Raw genomic sequence first — 18,233 nt, 5'->3', positions numbered from 1 at the left:
AAATTACATAAATTTCAAAAACTTGCGTTTATAATTTCTCACTTCTCTTGCATTGAGTGAGAAATAGATTCCACACGCCAAAAGCAAGCAACACGCGATGACTAAGGCTAAGGGAAAAGGAGTATTTGCCCCCACTGCACCTACGATAAAGGAAATCGCACCAGCAAAGGCAAATTGTGCTGTGCCTAAAATCGCCGAAGCACTCCCGGAGATTTGTTTAAACCGCGCCATCGCAAGTGTGGTAGTATTAGGCACGATAAAGCCATTCATTCCAAGCATTAAAAACAAAAGAATCTCAAAAGGCAAAAATCCCAAGTCCAACCACCCCACGACAATCAACACCAATGCGATTCCAAACATCACAACAAACGCATAGGGCAACACCGCATAGGGTGAATATTTGCGCACGATTCTTGCATTAATGTTTGCAAAAATCATAAAACTAATGGCATTCACACCAAACAAGATTCCATAAGCCTTTTCACTCAAGCCAAAATATTCACGAAAAATAAACGATGAGCCTGTAATATAAGCAAAAATTGTCGCCATAACAAAGCTTGCAGACAAAACATAAATGCGGAATCTCCTATCTTTCAAGATACATTTGTAGTTAGATAAAATATTCTTTAAATCCAACTTCTCCCCTCTGCTTGGGTTTTTTTCTTGGATTCCAAACACAATCAGCACAAAAAGTAGAATCCCAAGCGCAAAGAGTGTGGCAAAAATGCTTTTCCACGAGAAATAATCCAACAAAAAACTTCCAAACACGGGAGCAAGCATCGGTGCTAGGCTAGAGACAACCATCATCAAAGCAAACGCACTTGCGGCTTCTTTGAGTTCAAAATTATCATTAATGATTGCGCGCGCAATCACGACACCAGCGCAGCCCCCGAGTGCCTGCAAAAAACGAAAAGTAATGAAGCTATCCACAGAATCAAAGCTAATGCACGCAAGGCTTGCGACAATAAAAAGTGTGATTCCAACATAAAGAGGCTTTTTTCTGCCATAAATATCACTCAAAGGTCCATAGAGTAACTGCCCAAGCGCGAAAGCGACAAAAAAGACAGCAAGAGAGAGTTGCACATAAAAGGGTGTGGTAGCAAAAGTCGCCTGCACCTCCCCAAGTGCAGGCAAATACATATCTGTCGTTAAGGGTGCTAAACTTGACATAAAAGCCAAAATAAAAATGAGTTTAGCCTTTGCAAAGCCTTGATAAGAAGAAACTTGTCGCATAAAAAATCCCGAGTAATTTTAAAAATGATTATAGGGCTTAAAAAATTAAAATTTATTAAAACACTTATTAACTTTTGCTACTTTAGAAAGTTGTGCTAGAAACTTGTTTGAAACAGAATCGTGAGCGCATCAAAGGCACTCAAAAATTCTCGTTTGAAATGCAGTATAATCGCAGGAACAATCACGACTAGCACCGCAAACGCGACTGCAATCTTCACAGGAAAACCAATCGCTAGCAAGTTAAATTGTGGGTGCGCTTTCATAATCATACCAAAGATAATATCCGATAAGAGAATCAGAGCAATGATAGGAAAAGACATTGTAAGCCCGATGACAAAAAGATTCGCAAAGGATTTGACAATGTATTCAATATAGTTTGGAGCAAACATAAAGCCGCCTAATGGAATCTCTTGAATGCTCTCTGCTACAAAATAAAAAAAGAGGTGATGATAATCAAGCCCTAAAGCAATCAACAGGGCAAGGAGTGTCAGTAATTGCCCAACGATTGGCTTTTGTGCTCCTGTGATTGGGTCATAGGCATTCGCAATGGTTAATCCCATTGCAAAAGACATTAATTCTCCTCCAAACGAAACCATACCCAATACGATTTGAAGTGCCACAGAAGCAAGGAATCCAAGCATAACTTCAGAAAGTCCTGCGACAATAAAGCGCAAAATTGTCCAATTCGCCGGAGGTACAACATCTAAAAGAGGAATAAATACAATCGTGAGCCAAAAAATCAATGCGCCTTTAATGGAATTATTAATCATTTGGTTTTCAAAAAAAGGAAAAAAGGCGATAATCCCGGCAAATCGCAGTAGCAAGAGTAGAAAGTTTGCGACATTACCCTCTGTCAAATAAGCTAGGAGTTCCATTATTTACCTTTTGCGTCCATTGCGTGTATTGTGCCATTTTGTCCATTTAAAAATGTTTAAGGGGTTGAGATAAGATTGCATAATGCTTCTTTGTAGATAAATAAAAATAACAACAAAACAAGCAAGGGCTGCTGCGCCAATCAGATTTAATATGACCCAGCCTTCGGAAGAATGTAACACAAAACCCACAGACATAGAAGCAATAAAATTACAGAGGTAGGTTAAGAATGAATTTAACCCTTGTGCCTTAAGTTTGTAGGCAGATGTTGGCATGGCATTGAGTAAAAATGTTCCACCATTAAATACAAAAGCCCAGCCAATTCCTAGAAACAAAAGCGCAAAGAAAAAAGAATAGAATCCAACTCCTGTGATAGCAATAACAATACTAAGAATATAGGCAAGGATTCCATAGAAAATGATACATTGTGGTGTGCTTTTGTTGAGCCAAAATCCTAAAAAAATAGATGGTAAATACATTGCAATAAAATGCCATTGAAGCACTGTTTGATTTTCATTTAAATCAAAATGTGTATGGTGCATGGCAAGTGGTGCAGCGTTCATCAAAAGTGTCATGAAGCTAAAGCCAAAGGCACAAGCTAGAGTGCCCAGCACAAAGCTTTTATCCTTTAAAAGAATCCATAATATGTTTTGGGTATCTTTTTTTGTTTCTCGTTTTGTTGTTTGTATTGAAGCAAGTTCAAGAAAAATGGAACTAATAAGGGCACAAAAACAGAGTAGAAATGCAAAGAAAAATGAGCCAAAAAATGCAACATCAAAAGGTGGCGTTATAAAGAAATTTGCTCCAAAACTTGCCAGAAATGGACCCAAGATTGCACCTAAAATTCCACCACCAACAACTAACGCCGTTGCTTTATTTTTGGCATGAATATCATTAATACGAGAATCCAAAAAAGCTTCCGAAGCAGCGAAGCGGTAATACTGATTGAAAGCACTAAAGCCACCGAGTAAGAGCGTTGCTATGCAAAAAAGCCAAAAAGAATGTAAGATAATGGCTATCATTGCAAGAATTGAGGCAAACATTCCTAAGGTAGAAGCAAATATGAATGCTTTTTTTCTACCCCATTTTGCCATAAAAATTGAGGCATTATATATCATCAAAAATGCTCCCAACACTGTTGCAGAAACAGGCAGGGTTACAAGGTTTTGGGATAAGGCTTGCGATGAGGCAATGAGGTTTTGTGCACAAAGTGGTGTAGCAAGCGTCAATAACGAAACAAGAGAGCCACTTAAGCCTTGTCCAAGCATAAGCAAAAGGATATTGCGGTATATCGTGCTCGTTTTAAGCTGTTCCAATGCACTATCTCAAGTTATCTTAAAGGTATTAGTTGTGTTTTCTCCAAGCGATAAGCGTGCAGAGCCTTATGAGCTAAAATAGGGTCGTGCGTAACAAAAACAAGAGAAGATTGCGTAAATTTCACATAATCAAACAAAAGTTCCATTACATTAAAAGCAGTTTCTCTGTCCAAATTTCCTGTGGGTTCGTCTGCAAAAATAATTTTGGGCTTTTTAGTTAGAATCCTAGCAATGGAGAGACGTTGCTGCTGCCCGCCGCTTAAAGAGCCGATATTTAAAGGCAAAACCTCCAAGATTCCAAACAAACTCAAGAGTTCCTCGTCAATCTTTTGACCGCTCAACAAGGAGGCAACCTCTAAATTTTCTTCTGCATTAAACCCTAAAAATAAATAATGAGACTGAAAGATGATTCCGATTTCATCACGTCTTAAAGCAAGCAATTCGTCTTGTGGGAGCTGATAAATATCTTTGTCTAAAAGTTTCACTCTGCCACTTTGTGGTTTTAGAAAACTAGATAAGATATGCAAAAGCGTGCTTTTACCGCTTCCACTAACTCCCATAATAGAAAGTGTCTCGCCCGCATTGAGGCTAAAAGTTACATTTTCTAAAATAGGAGAATCATAGCCAAAAGAAAGATTTTCAGCTACCAAAGAAGCCAAGTAAAGCCCCTAAAATTAGCCTAATTGCGCCGCTACTTCATCAGCAAAGCTAGCGACTTGTTTTGTGATTCCCTCTCCAAGCTCAAAACGCACATAATCCACTACTTCAATGCTATCGTCAAGCTCTTTGGATTTATCTGCTAAGATTTGTGCAATCGTTTTTTTGTCGTCCATTACAAAAAATTGTCCAAGCAATGTCAATCTTTGGTCTAAAATTGTAGAATCCGCCTTGAAACGTTCTAATTGTCCCGGCAGAATCTTATCCCAAATTTGTTCTGGCTTGCCTTGTGCCTTTAATTCTGCTTTTAGCTTCTCCTCTTGTTGTTTCAAGATTTCATCGGTAAGTTCTAATTGGCTAATGTATTGCGGAATCTTATGCAAAGGCTTCCCAAGTCGTTTTAACTCTTCATTTTCCTTTTCAAGTTCGGCAATAATGGCTGTTTTTTCGCTTTTGATGAAGTCCAAATCAAAGGAATGGTAGCTAATCACTTGTGGCTTCATTGCCGCAGCGTGCATACATAAATTTTTGGTAAAATCCGCTAACTTGCTTGCATTGGATTCCTTTTGGCATTTCAATGCGATAATCACGCCTACGCGCCCATTAGAATGCACATAGGCATTCACGATTCCGCTTCCTTTGGCTTCAACCTTTGCGATTCTTCTGACGACAATGTTTTCACCAATTTTTGCAATTTGAGATTTAAGGTATTCCTCAAATTTCACGCCTTCAAAATCCAAAGTATTCAATTCTTCTACACTTGAAACATTAGAATCTTGCACCATTGCGATAGTTTTCGCACTTAATTCTTTAAAACCATCATTTTTGGCTACGAAGTCTGTTTCGGAGTTGATTTCTGCCATACTTACCTTTTTGAAGTCATTGGAAACTTTTATCGCAATGCTTCCTTCTGCCGCAACCCTATCGGCTTTTTTAGCAGCCTTGCTCAATCCTTTTTCTCTTAAGTATTCTACGGCTTTTTCTAAATCACCACCCACTTCTACCAAAGCCTTTTTGCAATCCATCATTCCTGCATCTGTCATATCGCGGAGTTGTTTTACAAGTTGCGCACTAATTTCTGCCATTATCTCTCCTTACTCTACACTTTTTGCGAAATCTTCTTCGCTCATAATTTCTTCCATCACTTCTTGTTTTTCCTCTTCACTCGCAGGAGTAGGCTCTACTTGTTGTGTTGGTGCTTCACCGCCTGCAATGGCGCGTCCCTCTGTAATTGCTTCCGCCATTTCCTTGCAAAATAGCTGAATAGAACGAATCGCATCGTCATTGCCCGGAATCGGATAATCCACCATATCTGGGTCGCAGTTTGTATCTAATGGTGCAACCACAGGGATTCCAAGTCTTCTTGCTTCTGCTACGGCGATTTTTTCTTTTGCCGCGTCAATGACAAAAATCATATCTGGAGCTTTTTTAAGATGACGCACGCCACCTAAATAACGCGTTAATTTCTCTTTTTTGCGTTGAATCATCAATTTTTCTTTTTTGGTTAGCAAGTCAATTTGCCCGCTAGATTCCATTTCTTCAATGATTTCAAGTTTGCGGATAGACTTTTTAATCGTTGCGAAGTTTGTCAGCATTCCGCCCAACCAACGATAATTTACATAAGGAGCATTAATGCTTTCTGCGTATTGTTTGAGAGTTTCGCTTGCTTGTTTTTTCGTGCCAACAAACATTATTACCTTGCCCTCTGCTGCTGCATCACGCACGATATTATAAGTATAACGAAAATAACGCAAAGTCTTTTGTAAATCAATAATATGTATATTTTTGCGCACGCCAAAAATATACTTTTTCATTTTTGGATTCCAACGTCTTGTTTGGTGTCCAAAATGCACCCCACATTCTAAAAGGTCTTTCATTGTTACCATAGTGTTCTCCTATTTGTTGTTTTGGTTTTCCCTCCACGCTCCTTAACGCAAATTGCGCAACCTAACTAGGATTAGCGTGTGCGAGTTTTGATAAAATCAAAAGGCAGATATAATACTGAAAAATTATTTAAATTTAGCTAAATAAAAGCTCTTAAATGGGATTCTAAAAAGTGGAATCCTGATGTTTTTGTATTTATTACGAGGCTTGGTTATCTGTTTGTGATTCTGCCTCTAGTGCTTGCGGGCATTTTGCAAAACTTGCATAGTAATCTTTCTAATGCGTTATTGCGAGAAAATCTTTAGATTGTCGTGGCAATCTATAATATTAAGCTTTAGTCAATTTAAGCAATGGAATCGCAAAGCAATTGGTGAAATTTTGATTATGGAATTGCTTCGTTGCGCTTTGTGCGTCTCGCGATGACGCGTGTCGCAAATATCGCGTATTCCCGCAATAGCAAGGGTTATCGCGATTCTTTACGAAATTTCGTAAAGATTCTATACAAGAAGATTTGGTTATTTTGGCAACAGCCAAAGGAATGAATCGTCTCCTATTTGCATACTATGGACGAGGTGAAATGATTGGTTTAAGCGCATTGTGAGGGTGGAATCTGCATAGAAACTTGGGTTAAGAATCACAAGAAGCATATCAATGTGGGGTTGCAATGTTTCAAAAAGCCTTGCTCCTCCTTCGCACAGAATGAAGCCGCTTGTGCCTTGCAATGCAGAATCTAGTGAGTGGATTATCCTTACCTCTCTATTTGGCACATTCATAAGTGGCGCATCGGTAGAGAAGTTTCTCTCTCGTGTGAGAATCAATACATTGGGTGCGCGTTTGGATTCTAAAGTCGCGAACCTAGAATCAAGCGTTGGTGTATCCTCTCTTATCGTTTTGCCAGAAACGAGCAAAAAGTCTGCTTTGGCGCGATAGTTGTGCATTTGTGCTTGTGCTGCTTTGGAGCTTATTTGCCCGCCATTGATACTGCCATCTAGCCTGCAAGCATATTTATAAAGCAAGAATCGCCCCTTTGTCTGTAAGGATTCAAAAGGTGCCAAGAGGGCATTGGCGCGTTGATGAATGGAATGCAGACTCTCTGTTTCCCAAGCTTTGGTGATAGAGATTCCGCATTGTTCTAGCTCTTCTGCACCACCTTGAGCATTTGGATTTATGTCTTTTGAGGCAATCACAATGCGCTTGGGTTTAAGGAATTTTAGAAGCTCCGCACACGAGGGAGTTTTACCATTTTTTGCGCTGCTACAAGGCTCTAAGGAGACATAGAGGGTAGAATCACAAAAGAGACTCTTTGCGGAATTTAATAGATAGTTATGAATTTGTGCAGAATCACTTAAAGATAAGATTGCATTATCACCGCTTAAGGCAGCATAGGCTTTTTGGAATGCAAGCACCTCCGCGTGTGGCTTGCCACATTCTTGGTGGGATTCTATGCTAAGGATTGCACCATATTGGTCTAGCACGAGCGCGCCAACAGCGGGATTGGGCAAGGAGATAAGTTGGTTTTGCCACGCACTTTGCAGGCAAAGGTTTAAATAAAATTCATCTGCGTTTGTGTGGTGCAATTTCTACCATTCAAAATAAGTTTGTGCTTTTTTAATAGAATCTATTGGAATGCTTTGGTGATTCTCCAAAATAAGAGCGTTTTCATTCACCTGCAAGAGTTTGCCCTTGAACTCTTTTTTGTCTATTGTTCGCACTTTTACAAGCTCGCCTATGGCACTTTGATAGTGCATTTGCGTCTTGAGTGTGCGCTCAATGCCCGGCGAGCTGACTTCTAGGAAATACTTTTTAGAATCAGGCATTTCAACATCTAATAAGGGTGAGAGGGCGAGGCTGACTTCTTGGCAATCCTCAAGGGTAATCTTGTGGGTTTCTTGTGGGTTTGGTTTGGTAATGCAAACGCGTAGGATTTGGTTTTCGTTTTCTTTAAGCGCAATAATGTCATAAAGTGCGAAGCCCAAACTTTCTATTAACTGCTGAATCTGACTTTCTAGGGCAGGTGAGAGCGTCATAAATGCTCCTTTTGTTTGCTTTCGCGCTCTTTTTGGATTGTTTGGAAGATTGCATCTAAACGATTTTCTTGCTCTAATGTCATATCAAAGCTGAATTTGAAGTTTGGACAACGAAACCAGCCCGTTTCTTCTAGGCAATATTCCTTGATGATTCCGTGTGCCTTTTTGAGTTGCGTAAGAATTTCTCTTTTTTCTTGCTCGTTTGCAAAAGGGGCATTTAAAAAGACTTCAGCGGAATATTTGCCACGTGAGCATTTCACATCTACAATATTCAGAGAATTTAAACGCGTATCCTTGAGATTTGCCAATGCACTAGGCAGAATCTCTTTTAGTAAAGATTGTGTGCGGGCAAGCTTAATGTCTTGCATTAAAACGTCCTTTGTTTTTCCACTTCTTTATAAGTCTCAAAGACATCGCCGATTTGAATGTCGTTATAATCCTCTAACATAATGCCGCATTCAAAGCCTTTTGCCACTTCGCGCGCGTCATCTTTGAAACGTTTTAAGGAAGCAATATTGCCATTATGGATTACGACGCCATTGCGGATAAGGCGCACCTTGATTCCTCTTTGAATGACGCCATCGGTTACGAAGCAACCCGCAATCGTTCCGACTTTGGCGATATTAAATGTCTCACGCACTTCGGCTTGTCCTGTATTCTCTTCTTCTAACACAGGAGAGAGCAGACCACCAAGCAAGGCTTTAATGTCATCAAGAAGTGCATAGATGATAGAATAAGTTTTGATTTGCACTCCTAATTCTTTTGCTTTGTTTTTGACACTTCCTGTCGGGCGCACATTGAATCCTAAAATCACACAATTCGCACTTGCACCCGCAAGGGCTAAATCACTCTCTGTGATGCCACCCACTCCTTTGTGGATAATATTGACTTTGACTTCCTCATTTTGGAGTTTTTCTAGGCTTCCACGAATTGCTTCTAAGCTTCCTTGCGCGTCTGCTTTGATAATCACGGGCAGGCTTTTGAGTTGCCCTTGTGCCACCATAGAGCTAAGCTCATCAAAGGATACTTTTGTAGAGTGAGAAAGCTCTTTTTGTCGCAAGTGTGCTGCGCGTTTTTGCGCATAATCTCTCGCAATATTGTCGTTTTCTACTGCGAGTAAAACAGAGCCAGCAGGTGGCACTTCGTTTAGCCCCGTAATCACTCCTACGCCTGATGGAGAAATTTTTGTGATAGATTTGCCCATATCATCACTAATTGCACGCACGCGTCCAAACGCAGTGTCGGCAATGATACTATCCCCTATGCGCAAAGTTCCGTTTTGGACGATGAGAGTTGCAACAGGTCCTTTGCCTTTTTCAAGACTACTTTCAATCACGATAGCGCGTGCAGATTTGTTTGGATTGGCTTTGAGTTCTAAAATCTCCGCTTGCAATAGAATCGTTTCTAGTAAGTCGTTAATTCCCTCGCCCGTCTTAGCTGAAATAGGAACAAATTCATATTCTCCGCCCCATTCTAATGGAGTGAAGCCAAGTTCCGCAGCTTCTGCTTTAAGTTTATCGGGGTTTGCTTCGGGTTTGTCAATTTTATTTACCGCAATGATAATAGGTGCATTGGCAGCTTTAGCGTGGTTGAGAGCCTCAATCGTTTGAGGCTTGACGCCATCATCTGCGGCGATGACGATAATTGCAATGTCAGTTACTTGTGCTCCTCTTGCACGCATTTCGCTAAATGCTTCGTGTCCGGGAGTGTCAATAAAGGTAATTTGTTTGTCGTTTTTGTGAATCGTGTAAGCACCGATATGTTGCGTGATTCCGCCTGCTTCTCCGTGCGCTATTTTGGTATTTCTAATATAATCTAGCAAGGAAGTTTTCCCGTGGTCTACGTGCCCCATAATTGTAACGACAGGCGCACGCGTTATCAAGTCTTTTTCGTTTTCATCACTTGCGTCTAAATGGGTGTAATCTAACTCTTCGGCATTGCTGATAATCTCAATTTGGATTCCAAATTCCTCCGCTAGAATCTCAATCGCGTCTTTTTCTAAAAAATCGTTTTTGGTTACCATCATACCAAGACTAAAGAGCACCTTAATCACTTCTCCGGTGTTTCTCCCGACTTTTTCAGCAAATTCATAAGCGCGGATTTCTTCAGGGATTTTTACTATGCCGCTGATGACTTCCTGCACTTTTTGCACCTTAGGGGTTTTTTTGCGACTAAATCTACGCGTGCTACCTTGTTCCATAAAGGGATTATGTCGTTGGATTTTAATACGTTCTGTGGTAGCTTTGCGCTCATTGTCTTCTTCTTCCATATTGCGCTCATCTTGCACACTCAAATCAAACAAGATAATATCTTCTTCCTCATCATCGTGAGAGCTATAAAACTCTCTATTATCCAACAAATCTATTTTCTGCTGCCCTAGATTCTTGCTTGTATGAATGCTGGGTTTTTCTTTTTTCTTTTTTTTGTCTTTATTGCGCACTTGGTGTTCTTCTAGGTTGCCTAATAAATCTTGCAAAGTGCGTGGAGATTCTTTGTGTATCTCTTGTTTGGGTGCTTCTTCATAACTTTCGCGCACATCACGTTTCTTGACGATTCTTAAGCCGGTGCGCTTGATTGCCGGATTTTCTTTGGGGGCTTGGGTTTGCAGTCTGCTTTTGTCTGCGTCAGACTCTAGCTTTTTGGATTTCGTTTCGGTTTCTGCTGGGGCTTCTTGAAAGGTATCACTTGCGCGGAGAGGTGTTTCTAAAAAATCTTGAAATTCTTGAATGACTTTTTGCACATCTTCTTGGATTGCTTGGTCTGATTCTAGGCTTGTTTTAGCGGAATCTTTTTTGGTTTTTGTTGTTTTGGATTCTTTTTGTGTTTTGGGGGTCTTGCTCGCGGTTTTGGTGGTAGCTTTTGTTTTCTCTTGGGCTTTTTTTTGTGTTTTGTCTTTGGTTTCTTCGGCTGCCTTTTTGGTTTTTGTTTTTTTGCTTTCTTTGGAATCTTTTGTTTTGGATTCCGCAACGGGACTGACTCCATAGAGGATATAGTTATACAATATTTCCGCTTGCTCTGTGGTAACACTACTGGAAGCAGTTTTGGATTCAAAACCTAGTTCTTGGGCTTTTTGTAGCACTTCTTTGCTGGTTTTACCTAGCTCTTTAGCAATCTCACTAATACGGATTTTATCCATATAGAAAAATCTCCTTTAATGCAAATTTAATGGTTTCTTTGTGTTTTTTATCTAATTTACAAATTTTTGCGATGCAATCGCTAGTTTTGGGCGTTTCTTTGCAATGAGGACAAAGATAAAAACTTCTACCTTTGCCTTGAAAGCGTATTAATACAGAGTCTTTGTATTGCAAGCGGATTAATTGTGCTTGTGGAAAGCGTCCTCTACATACGACACACATTCTAATTGGATTAGACATAGACTTTAATTATAACAAGCTAAAACTTAAATTCATCATCAAAAACAACGCCAAGATTGTCAAAATTTAGCGTTAGAACTTTAAGTTTTGAGAATTTTTTGCTTAAGATTTCATACAATCTCGCACTATCTTCTTTATAACAGAGGTTAAAAAAGGTTGAACCGCTCCCCGAGAGTGTGCTCATCAGCGCACCAGAAGAGAGGGCGCATTTTTGCACCTCAAAGAGCAATGGAATCTGTTTCATACGATAATATTGGTGGAATCTATCCATACTTGCTTCACGCAATAGCTCAAAACTTTGCGTGATAAAGGCACTTGCAAGAACGCTTGAGTGGGAGAGATTAAAGACAGCGTCTTTTTGGTTGTATTTTTTGGGCAAAGTTTGGCGCGACAAATGGGTTGAAATAGATTGATTGGGAATAACGACAACCGCTTGGATAGAATCGGGTAAGGAAGCGCGGATAAAGCGCACTTCTTGATTTTGTTGCGTAAGCATACACACATTAAATCCTCCCATACAAGCAGGCGTAATATTATCTGGGTGGGATTCATAATTGAGGGCTAGATTTAAAATCTTTTGTTTATCTAGCGGAACATTTGCCACCTTAAAAGCCGCGCTAATTGCCCCGATAATCACCGCCGAACTACTCCCTAAACCGCGTGAAATTGGAATAGAATTATCAAAGGTAAATTTGAAATGCAAGGTTTTGCCTGTTAGCTTTTTAAGCTGCTCGTTAAAGATTCTGACAAACACATTATCCACGCGTAGTTTGGGATTCTTTGCGCCCTCTCCGTGAATCTGAATAGAAGTGAATTTGGAGGGCTTTAGGCTGAAGCGATTATAAAGCCCCAAAGCAAGCCCCAAACTATCAAAGCCCGGTCCCAAGTTCGCACTTGTTGCAGGCACGCGAAACTCCATTGTATTCCTTTATTTTAGATTTGCGAATTTAAGCGTAAATTCTACTTCACCCTTGCCAATGCGCAATTCTTTGGCAATGGAATCTATGCTCCAACCATCTTTAAACATTGAAATAATGCGTCCCTCATCAATATTTGTAGGATTGCTTGGAGTATAAACAAACTCTTTTAATCTTTCTTCTAAGCGAAAAATCTTGTTTTCTAATTCTTCTGTATTGTCTAGGTTATTTTTGCATTCATTCCATTGTGTTTTGAGGGATTCCATTTCTACTTTAATGGGCATAATTTGTGTGTGGAGATTAGAATCTAGGAGATTTTTCATTTCTAAGCGTGTGTCTTGATAAATTTGTGCTTTAATGCTGGTTTTGAAGTGTTCTAGCTCACTTCCTTGTTCTTTGATTCTTTTTTGCAAGCGATAGACTTCTTTGTTGAGTTCTTCAATGGATTTTTCATAGCGACGTGCGCGTTTGGCGTTTTCTCCCTCTTTGAGATATAAATATATAATCAGTAAAACAAAGACTACGGCAATCCCGATTCCGCCCCAAAGTAGTAGATTTGCATCATTTATCATCACTTGCCTTTTTGTTGAGTTTAAGTGAGCGAATTAACGCACGTTCTTTTCCTGCGACATAGCCGTCCCATTCTATTTCGTCTCTTGCGTGGATTTGTTCAATCCAAGCAAGCTCTGAATGATAGACAAAATAAACAGGCACAATACGAGTAGGGAAAGTTGGAAGCTCTATTCTACCATAATAAAGCGTATTTTCTAAAAGGTTTGTATCTAAAAGAGCGAAGCAGCCGTGTCCAATCGTATCAATCAAGCCTTGATTTCCTAGCGGCACATAGGCTTTCGTGTTGCCCTCTATGCGAGATTCTAATGATTCTATCTTGCGGTAGATTTCTACCAAAAGCTCCAGAATCACTGCATTTTCACCCTCTAAATTTCCCCTTTTGGCGCGCATTAGGCGCAACCATTCGCCAATAGGGTCTTCATCGCTTTGTGTAAGCTTATTAAACTCTAGCGCGTAGGATTCTGCATTGGTATGCGCTTTGTCAAATTCAATCTTTAAGGCAGTATGGATTAGGCGACTTTTGGCAAAATTTTCCACGACTTATCCTAAAATCAAATCTAAGATGCAAAACCCCAACAATGCGATTCCAAGATAGGCATTAATCGTAAAAAACGCACGCGGAATGTTTTGGAAGTTTTTAGAGACTAGATATTGTTCAAAAAATAGGGCAATAACTGCAATCCCAAGCCCAACCCACATCCAAAAGTTGCGATGAGATTCTATGATGAATAATCCCCAAAAGACAAGCGTCATCAGGTGAAAAAGTCTTGAAAACCATAGTGTTTTCGTAATGCCAAAGACGCTAGGAATGGAGTATAATCCCTCCTTTTTATCGTGTTCAATGTCTTGTAGGGCGTAGAGTAAATCAAATCCCGCAACCCAAAACAGCACTCCCGCACATAAATAAATGCTCCATAGTGGAATCTCTCCGCTTGTGGCAGCGACACCCGCAATGGGAGCTAGCCCCAAAGAGAGCCCAAGAACTAAGTGTGCTAGACTTGAAAAACGTTTGATGAGTGAATAGCTTGCAAGGATAATGAGAATAGGGACAGAGAGATAGAAGCATAAATCATTGATACAGTAACCCATAAGGACGAAGATGATTGCATTAACGCAGATAAAAATAAGCATTGTATGGGGGGAGATTCTGCCATCTACGCTTGGGCGATTCTTGGTGCGTGGGTTGGTGCGGTCAAATTTGCGGTCTGCATAGCGGTTAAATGCCATTGCAAAATTACGCGCACTAATCGTTGCAATCACGCCAAAAATAAATAATTTCCAACCAAACCAACCATTTGCCGCTACAAGCATAGCGATGAAAATAAAGGGCATAGAAAACACGCTATGCTGAAACATTACAAGTTCGCTTAAGTCTTTTAGTTTTTGTTGGATTTGCATTGTTTATTTTACGCCTAGAGAAATGATTTTTTTGAATCCATCACTGACAGATAAATCCGAAAGCCTGACTTGACTTTTTGGAAGCTTTAGTAGAAAACCTGAAGTAGGATTGGGAGTCGTTGGCACGAAGACATAAAACTTTTCTCCCTCCTCTTTAGTAATAAAGCCTATAAGCTCCATATTGCCGACATCAATGTAGGCAACCCCCAAATAACCTTCTTCATTTTTGCCCAAAAAGATGTTTAAAACTTCCTTGATTCCAGAATAAACGCTTTTGACAAAAGGAATCTTTGCGATAATGATTTCGGTGATTTTAATCCCTAAAACTTCTTTGTTTTTTTCTATTAAAACTCCAATGTAATAGAGTAGAGCGAGGCTTGAAGCAAAGATTAAAAGGGTAACAAAAAGATTGGCGTTTGTGATTCCAAAAATAAAATAAAAGATTTTAGCACAAAATTCATAGACAAAAGAGAAAATCCAAAAGAGCAATAAAAAGGGTAGAATCGCAAGCAAACCTTTGCTGACTTTGGAGATGATTTGATTCACGCATTAACCTTAAAATTTAAATAATCTTTGCATTTTAGCTTAAAATCCATAAAAATACAAATAGATTCCATAGCCATAATACGCCAAATTAAGAATCAAAAGAGCGAGAAAGGCACGGAGATAAAAAACTCCTAAAAGCGTCAATAGATTGCACAATGCAAATGTTATGAGGTCGGGTTGTAAGATAATAGTGTACGTTTTGAAATTTACCCACGCAAGCAAAAGGGAATCCAGAATCCCACCCATACCAAACAAATGGAGCAGTAATTCTAAGGGATAGTAAAGGATAAAAAGCGGTGTAATGAGGAGTGAGAAAAGAGATAGGGGGGAGAAATAAGGGAAAAAATAATACACCACAATCCCCATTAAGAAAAAAGTTGAAGCGTTTAAGAGCGCGCCATAAAGGAATCTGCCAATCAAGTTTTTAGGAATTTTAAAGTATTTGAAAAACAAAAAGATATATAAAACCCCCAAGCTAGAGAAATAAAACCCCACAGAAAAAATCAGTTGCGGGAAAAATGCAAGCAAGGAGAGAACACACCACGCAAAAGATTCTAAACGCAACACATCTAATCCGCGCCATAATAGAAAAAATGTTACACAACTCATTGTCAGAGCACGCAAATATGAGGGAGATTGTGTGAGTAAAAAATAATATGCAATTAGCCCTAAAAGCACTAAGAATCCCATATCAAAAAAGGCATTGCGATAAGGAAAGAATCTCCGATGAAAGGGTTTATAAAGGAATCCCAAAAGGAGAAATCCCACAGCACTTAAAATGCCCGTGTGGAATCCAGAAATAGCGAATATATGCGAGATTCCATAGCTTTGAGCCAAAGTGCGCCAAGCCTGTGGCAAGCTATCTGATAGAAAAAGTGCCAAGTAATACTCGCCCATTAGTTGCGTGTCATGCTGATTTAGAATCGCCTCTCTCAAGGGTGTTTTGAAGTCTTGATTGGGGAGCAAAACGAGATTGAAACTCGGGGCATAGAATCTGTGTAGAAATTCCCCAAAAGAAACTTTATCTAGCATAATGCGCAAGGAAAGGAAGCGGTATTTTAAGTCTTGCAAATCTTCGCGTGAAGTGGTATAAAAAACACCAAAATCACTTTTTAGCTTCAATACAAAATAAGTTTTATCGTCTTTGCTTTTTAAATATTGCAAGAGGACTTGTGCGGTGATTTGGGGATTTTGTTGAGATTTTAGGGTATGGAATTGATAGAATTTAAAACCAAGCGTGCAACCCAAAACCAGACATAAAAAGAGAGTAAAAATTAGACGCTCTTTTAAATTGAAAAACAAAGGTGGTGAAAGGTTTTGCATTGATACGCCCTTGCAGGTGGAATCCATAATCCCCTTTGCGATTCTATATTATAATTCCACTACAAGCTAAACGCACTCTAAGCACGCAAGAGGTTTAGGGAATTTGGCTATCTCCTTTGCATTTTGCTAAGAGGTAGTTAGAATTTCCAAATTAGCACATCTACGTGGGCGTTTTGCAATACATCTAGTGCAAAAAAGCTAACTTTTCCATTTGTTGGCAGTGCGATGAGTGAAACATTTTTGGATTCTGCTACACTTAAAAGGCGCGTATAGGAAAGAATACCGCTATCTAGCACCATTTCGTTTTTGCCTGTGAAATGACTTAAAAATTCTTTGGAATATTCCCTTGCTTTTTCTTCTGCGCTTTTGTTAAATTTAGAAATCTGGTCATCGTCTGCGCCATAACGTCCTAAACGCAATTCAAATGGGCGAGAAATCATATGATAGAAGACCAAATTAGCTTCTGGGAAGATTTTTCTTGCAGTTTTGGCAACTTTTAAGGAATCATCAGAAAAGTCTGTGGGTGAAAAAATATTCACATAGTCTGGAAGTGCCTCATTTTTGACTACAAGGACAGGAAGTTTGGAATTTCGGATAATTTTTTTGGTTACTGAACCAAGTAAAACTTCTGTTAAATATTGAGTTTCACCTGTCGCACCAACGAACAACAAACGACATTCGCGACTTTTGGCGTGTTTGTTGATTTCTTTATGGATTGTGCCGACATAGCAAAATTGCGAGATTTCTACTTCAGGAGTTGGGAAATTATCCGCAATAAATTTCGCAAGTGCTTCTTTGCCTACCTTTTTGTCTTTTTTGGGGTCGTGGAAAATGGAATACTCTACGACATGCACGACATCAAGCGTAAATTTTTGTTTTTTGGCTAAAAACATTGCTTTAGTAAGCGCAGTCAAACTGCTTTGTGAAAAGTCTGTTGCGACAACGATTCTATTTTTCATAAGATGAGCCTTTGTTTGTGTTTAGATATTCTTAATATTATACTGCAAATAGATTTAAAATGATAATTTTTATATGTTTATTAAGATAAATTGACGTGCAAATGTGTAGAATCCACATTCTCACTTAAGGGTTTTTTTGGGGGGGATTCTTATTGCAAATACATTTGCTTAGCTTAAAACTTTTTCCACAAACTCACACCAAAGATTGCATCAGGGGCGGCAGAACTTCCGCCGAAGCTTGCACTCACAGAAACAGCGGTGTCCGAATTGACGCTATAAGTTGAGCCAACGCTTAGGGTAGGGATAGAGCGGAGTTCGGAATTTTGGTATCCATTAATCTTTTGTTCGGTTTGGAATCTCTGCTCTGCTCCCAAGTCTAAAGTAATCTTGGGGCTTAAAATAATAGACAAATCCCCGCCCACATAAAAGCTGTTTCCATATTCTACCCTTGCGAACTCAAACTTCCTCTTTGCGTTATAGCCAAATCCTCCATAGATTCCATAAACCACAGGGTCACTGTATCCTCTCAAAGTCGCTTGCAAATTTTGGGATTTGAGATAAAAATTTTTATCCTCTCTAATAAATGCTTCTCGTTGGATAATTGAGGTTTGAAAGGTGATTTGTGGCACAAAATCCGCAATGCTATCCGCGGTATAAATAAATCCCAATCACAAAGAATTGAAGATTGTTTTATCGGTATGCGAATAATCACCTGTGAAAAAGTTTGTAAATTCTTGTCTCGCATAGCTTCCATTGCCCGCAACAAGCAAGTCAAATTTCGGGTGTAAGGTATAGATAAAGGTTTGGTTTAACTTAGTTGCTTCGTATCATTTCAAACCGTTGGGTCTCCTGTAATGCTTAGATTGGGATACAAGGAATAAGAGTTCGCATTCCCAGAGCTTAGAAGAGAAACATTAGTGATACTTCTAAGTCCAATTTTCTTTATTAAGAGACTATCAATATTTAATTCATCTGAAGCCAAAAGCGGCAAAGCACAAGCCAAAATCCCTAACAATATTTTCTTAAACATTGCAATCTTCCAAATCTAAAATATTCTATAATTGTAACAAGGCAGCAATTTTTATTCCAATTTTATAGGAAATCCTTGACGCAAATCTTTACTTTTCGTTAGAACGGACGATACTATCATAAA

General features: G+C 39.3%; 18 protein-coding genes and 1 pseudogene. All 19 read right to left on the bottom strand.

The features are described from left to right. Positions 1-3: 3 nt before the first annotated feature. Positions 4-1,233: a multidrug effflux MFS transporter gene (locus HDT10_RS09815; RefSeq protein ID WP_290882921.1), complete on the bottom strand. Its 1,230-nt coding sequence runs from the start codon at positions 1,231-1,233 to the stop codon at positions 4-6. Between the two features lie 95 nt (positions 1,234-1,328). Next, positions 1,329-2,111, bottom strand: a complete 783-nt coding sequence (fliR, locus tag HDT10_RS09810) for a flagellar biosynthetic protein FliR (RefSeq protein WP_290883080.1) — start codon at positions 2,109-2,111, stop codon at positions 1,329-1,331. After that, the gene (locus HDT10_RS09805; RefSeq protein WP_290882918.1) at positions 2,112-3,422 is read right to left on the bottom strand and encodes an MFS transporter; all 1,311 of its coding nucleotides are present in this window, start codon (positions 3,420-3,422) and stop codon (positions 2,112-2,114) included. It lies immediately after the preceding gene. Between the two features lie 14 nt (positions 3,423-3,436). Then, positions 3,437-4,081, bottom strand: coding sequence for an ABC transporter ATP-binding protein (locus tag HDT10_RS09800; protein ID WP_290882917.1), 645 nt, complete (start codon positions 4,079-4,081; stop codon positions 3,437-3,439). Between the two features lie 15 nt (positions 4,082-4,096). Then, positions 4,097-5,164: a translation elongation factor Ts gene (tsf, locus tag HDT10_RS09795; RefSeq protein WP_290882915.1), complete on the bottom strand. Its 1,068-nt coding sequence runs from the start codon at positions 5,162-5,164 to the stop codon at positions 4,097-4,099. 9 nt (positions 5,165-5,173) lie between these two features. After that, positions 5,174-5,965, bottom strand: coding sequence for a 30S ribosomal protein S2 (gene rpsB, locus HDT10_RS09790; RefSeq protein ID WP_290882912.1), 792 nt, complete (start codon positions 5,963-5,965; stop codon positions 5,174-5,176). A gap of 513 nt (positions 5,966-6,478) precedes the next feature. Further along, a complete protein-coding gene (gene ribD / locus HDT10_RS09785; RefSeq protein WP_290882910.1) occupies positions 6,479-7,540 on the bottom strand; it encodes a bifunctional diaminohydroxyphosphoribosylaminopyrimidine deaminase/5-amino-6-(5-phosphoribosylamino)uracil reductase RibD in 1,062 nt (353 codons plus the stop codon). A 3-nt stretch (positions 7,541-7,543) separates the two neighbouring features. Beyond that, positions 7,544-7,990: a ribosome maturation factor RimP gene (rimP, locus tag HDT10_RS09780; protein WP_290882908.1), complete on the bottom strand. Its 447-nt coding sequence runs from the start codon at positions 7,988-7,990 to the stop codon at positions 7,544-7,546. Further along, on the bottom strand, positions 7,987-8,358 hold the full coding sequence (gene rbfA / locus HDT10_RS09775) for a 30S ribosome-binding factor RbfA (RefSeq protein ID WP_290882907.1): 372 nt from the start codon (positions 8,356-8,358) through the stop codon (positions 7,987-7,989). Before rbfA ends, rimP begins: the two co-directional genes overlap by 4 nt. Next, positions 8,358-11,126 (bottom strand): translation initiation factor IF-2, encoded by a 2,769-nt coding sequence (gene infB, locus HDT10_RS09770; RefSeq protein WP_290882904.1) that lies wholly within the window; start codon positions 11,124-11,126, stop codon positions 8,358-8,360. The genes rbfA and infB overlap by 1 nt, the downstream gene beginning before the upstream one ends. After that, positions 11,119-11,346 carry a DUF448 domain-containing protein gene (locus HDT10_RS09765; protein ID WP_290883078.1) on the bottom strand — a complete coding sequence of 76 codons (228 nt, stop codon included), beginning with the start codon at positions 11,344-11,346 and terminating at the stop codon, positions 11,119-11,121. The genes infB and HDT10_RS09765 overlap by 8 nt, the downstream gene beginning before the upstream one ends. A gap of 37 nt (positions 11,347-11,383) precedes the next feature. Further along, a complete protein-coding gene (gene thrB, locus HDT10_RS09760; protein ID WP_290882902.1) occupies positions 11,384-12,283 on the bottom strand; it encodes a homoserine kinase in 900 nt (299 codons plus the stop codon). Between the two features lie 9 nt (positions 12,284-12,292). Then, positions 12,293-12,853, bottom strand: coding sequence for a hypothetical protein (locus HDT10_RS09755; RefSeq protein ID WP_290882899.1), 561 nt, complete (start codon positions 12,851-12,853; stop codon positions 12,293-12,295). Beyond that, complete coding sequence (locus HDT10_RS09750) at positions 12,843-13,391, bottom strand: hypothetical protein (protein ID WP_290882897.1); 549 nt, start codon at positions 13,389-13,391, stop codon at positions 12,843-12,845. Before HDT10_RS09750 ends, HDT10_RS09755 begins: the two co-directional genes overlap by 11 nt. Positions 13,392-13,394: 3 nt before the next feature. Beyond that, positions 13,395-14,252, bottom strand: a complete 858-nt coding sequence (gene mqnP, locus HDT10_RS09745) for a menaquinone biosynthesis prenyltransferase MqnP (RefSeq protein WP_290882894.1) — start codon at positions 14,250-14,252, stop codon at positions 13,395-13,397. A gap of 3 nt (positions 14,253-14,255) precedes the next feature. After that, positions 14,256-14,798 carry a DUF502 domain-containing protein gene (locus tag HDT10_RS09740; RefSeq protein ID WP_290882891.1) on the bottom strand — a complete coding sequence of 181 codons (543 nt, stop codon included), beginning with the start codon at positions 14,796-14,798 and terminating at the stop codon, positions 14,256-14,258. A gap of 39 nt (positions 14,799-14,837) precedes the next feature. Then, a complete protein-coding gene (locus HDT10_RS09735; RefSeq protein ID WP_290882889.1) occupies positions 14,838-16,121 on the bottom strand; it encodes a ComEC/Rec2 family competence protein in 1,284 nt (427 codons plus the stop codon). Positions 16,122-16,258: 137 nt separating this feature from the next. Beyond that, positions 16,259-17,080: a universal stress protein gene (locus HDT10_RS09730; protein WP_290882886.1), complete on the bottom strand. Its 822-nt coding sequence runs from the start codon at positions 17,078-17,080 to the stop codon at positions 16,259-16,261. Between the two features lie 173 nt (positions 17,081-17,253). After that, positions 17,254-18,110 (bottom strand): annotated as a pseudogene (locus HDT10_RS09725) (hypothetical protein). Positions 18,111-18,233 lie beyond the last annotated feature (123 nt).

Origin of the sequence: Helicobacter sp., assembly GCF_014799995.1 — a bacterium.
Taxonomy (GTDB): Bacteria; Campylobacterota; Campylobacteria; order Campylobacterales; family Helicobacteraceae; genus Helicobacter_D.
This window is presented reverse-complemented; position numbering and strand designations above follow the sequence as displayed.

Coding starts and splice junctions, on each gene's coding strand:
- HDT10_RS09815 (WP_290882921.1), bottom strand. CDS start 1,233: ATGCGACAAGTTTCTTCTTATCAAGGCTTTGCAAAGGCTAAACTCATT.
- tsf (WP_290882915.1), bottom strand. CDS start 5,164: ATGGCAGAAATTAGTGCGCAACTTGTAAAACAACTCCGCGATATGACA.
- rpsB (WP_290882912.1), bottom strand. CDS start 5,965: ATGGTAACAATGAAAGACCTTTTAGAATGTGGGGTGCATTTTGGACAC.
- rimP (WP_290882908.1), bottom strand. CDS start 7,990: ATGACGCTCTCACCTGCCCTAGAAAGTCAGATTCAGCAGTTAATAGAA.
- rbfA (WP_290882907.1), bottom strand. CDS start 8,358: ATGCAAGACATTAAGCTTGCCCGCACACAATCTTTACTAAAAGAGATT.
- infB (WP_290882904.1), bottom strand. CDS start 11,126: ATGGATAAAATCCGTATTAGTGAGATTGCTAAAGAGCTAGGTAAAACC.
- HDT10_RS09765 (WP_290883078.1), bottom strand. CDS start 11,346: ATGTGTGTCGTATGTAGAGGACGCTTTCCACAAGCACAATTAATCCGC.
- thrB (WP_290882902.1), bottom strand. CDS start 12,283: ATGGAGTTTCGCGTGCCTGCAACAAGTGCGAACTTGGGACCGGGCTTT.
- HDT10_RS09755 (WP_290882899.1), bottom strand. CDS start 12,853: ATGATAAATGATGCAAATCTACTACTTTGGGGCGGAATCGGGATTGCC.
- mqnP (WP_290882894.1), bottom strand. CDS start 14,252: ATGCAAATCCAACAAAAACTAAAAGACTTAAGCGAACTTGTAATGTTT.
- HDT10_RS09735 (WP_290882889.1), bottom strand. CDS start 16,121: ATGCAAAACCTTTCACCACCTTTGTTTTTCAATTTAAAAGAGCGTCTA.
- HDT10_RS09730 (WP_290882886.1), bottom strand. CDS start 17,080: ATGAAAAATAGAATCGTTGTCGCAACAGACTTTTCACAAAGCAGTTTG.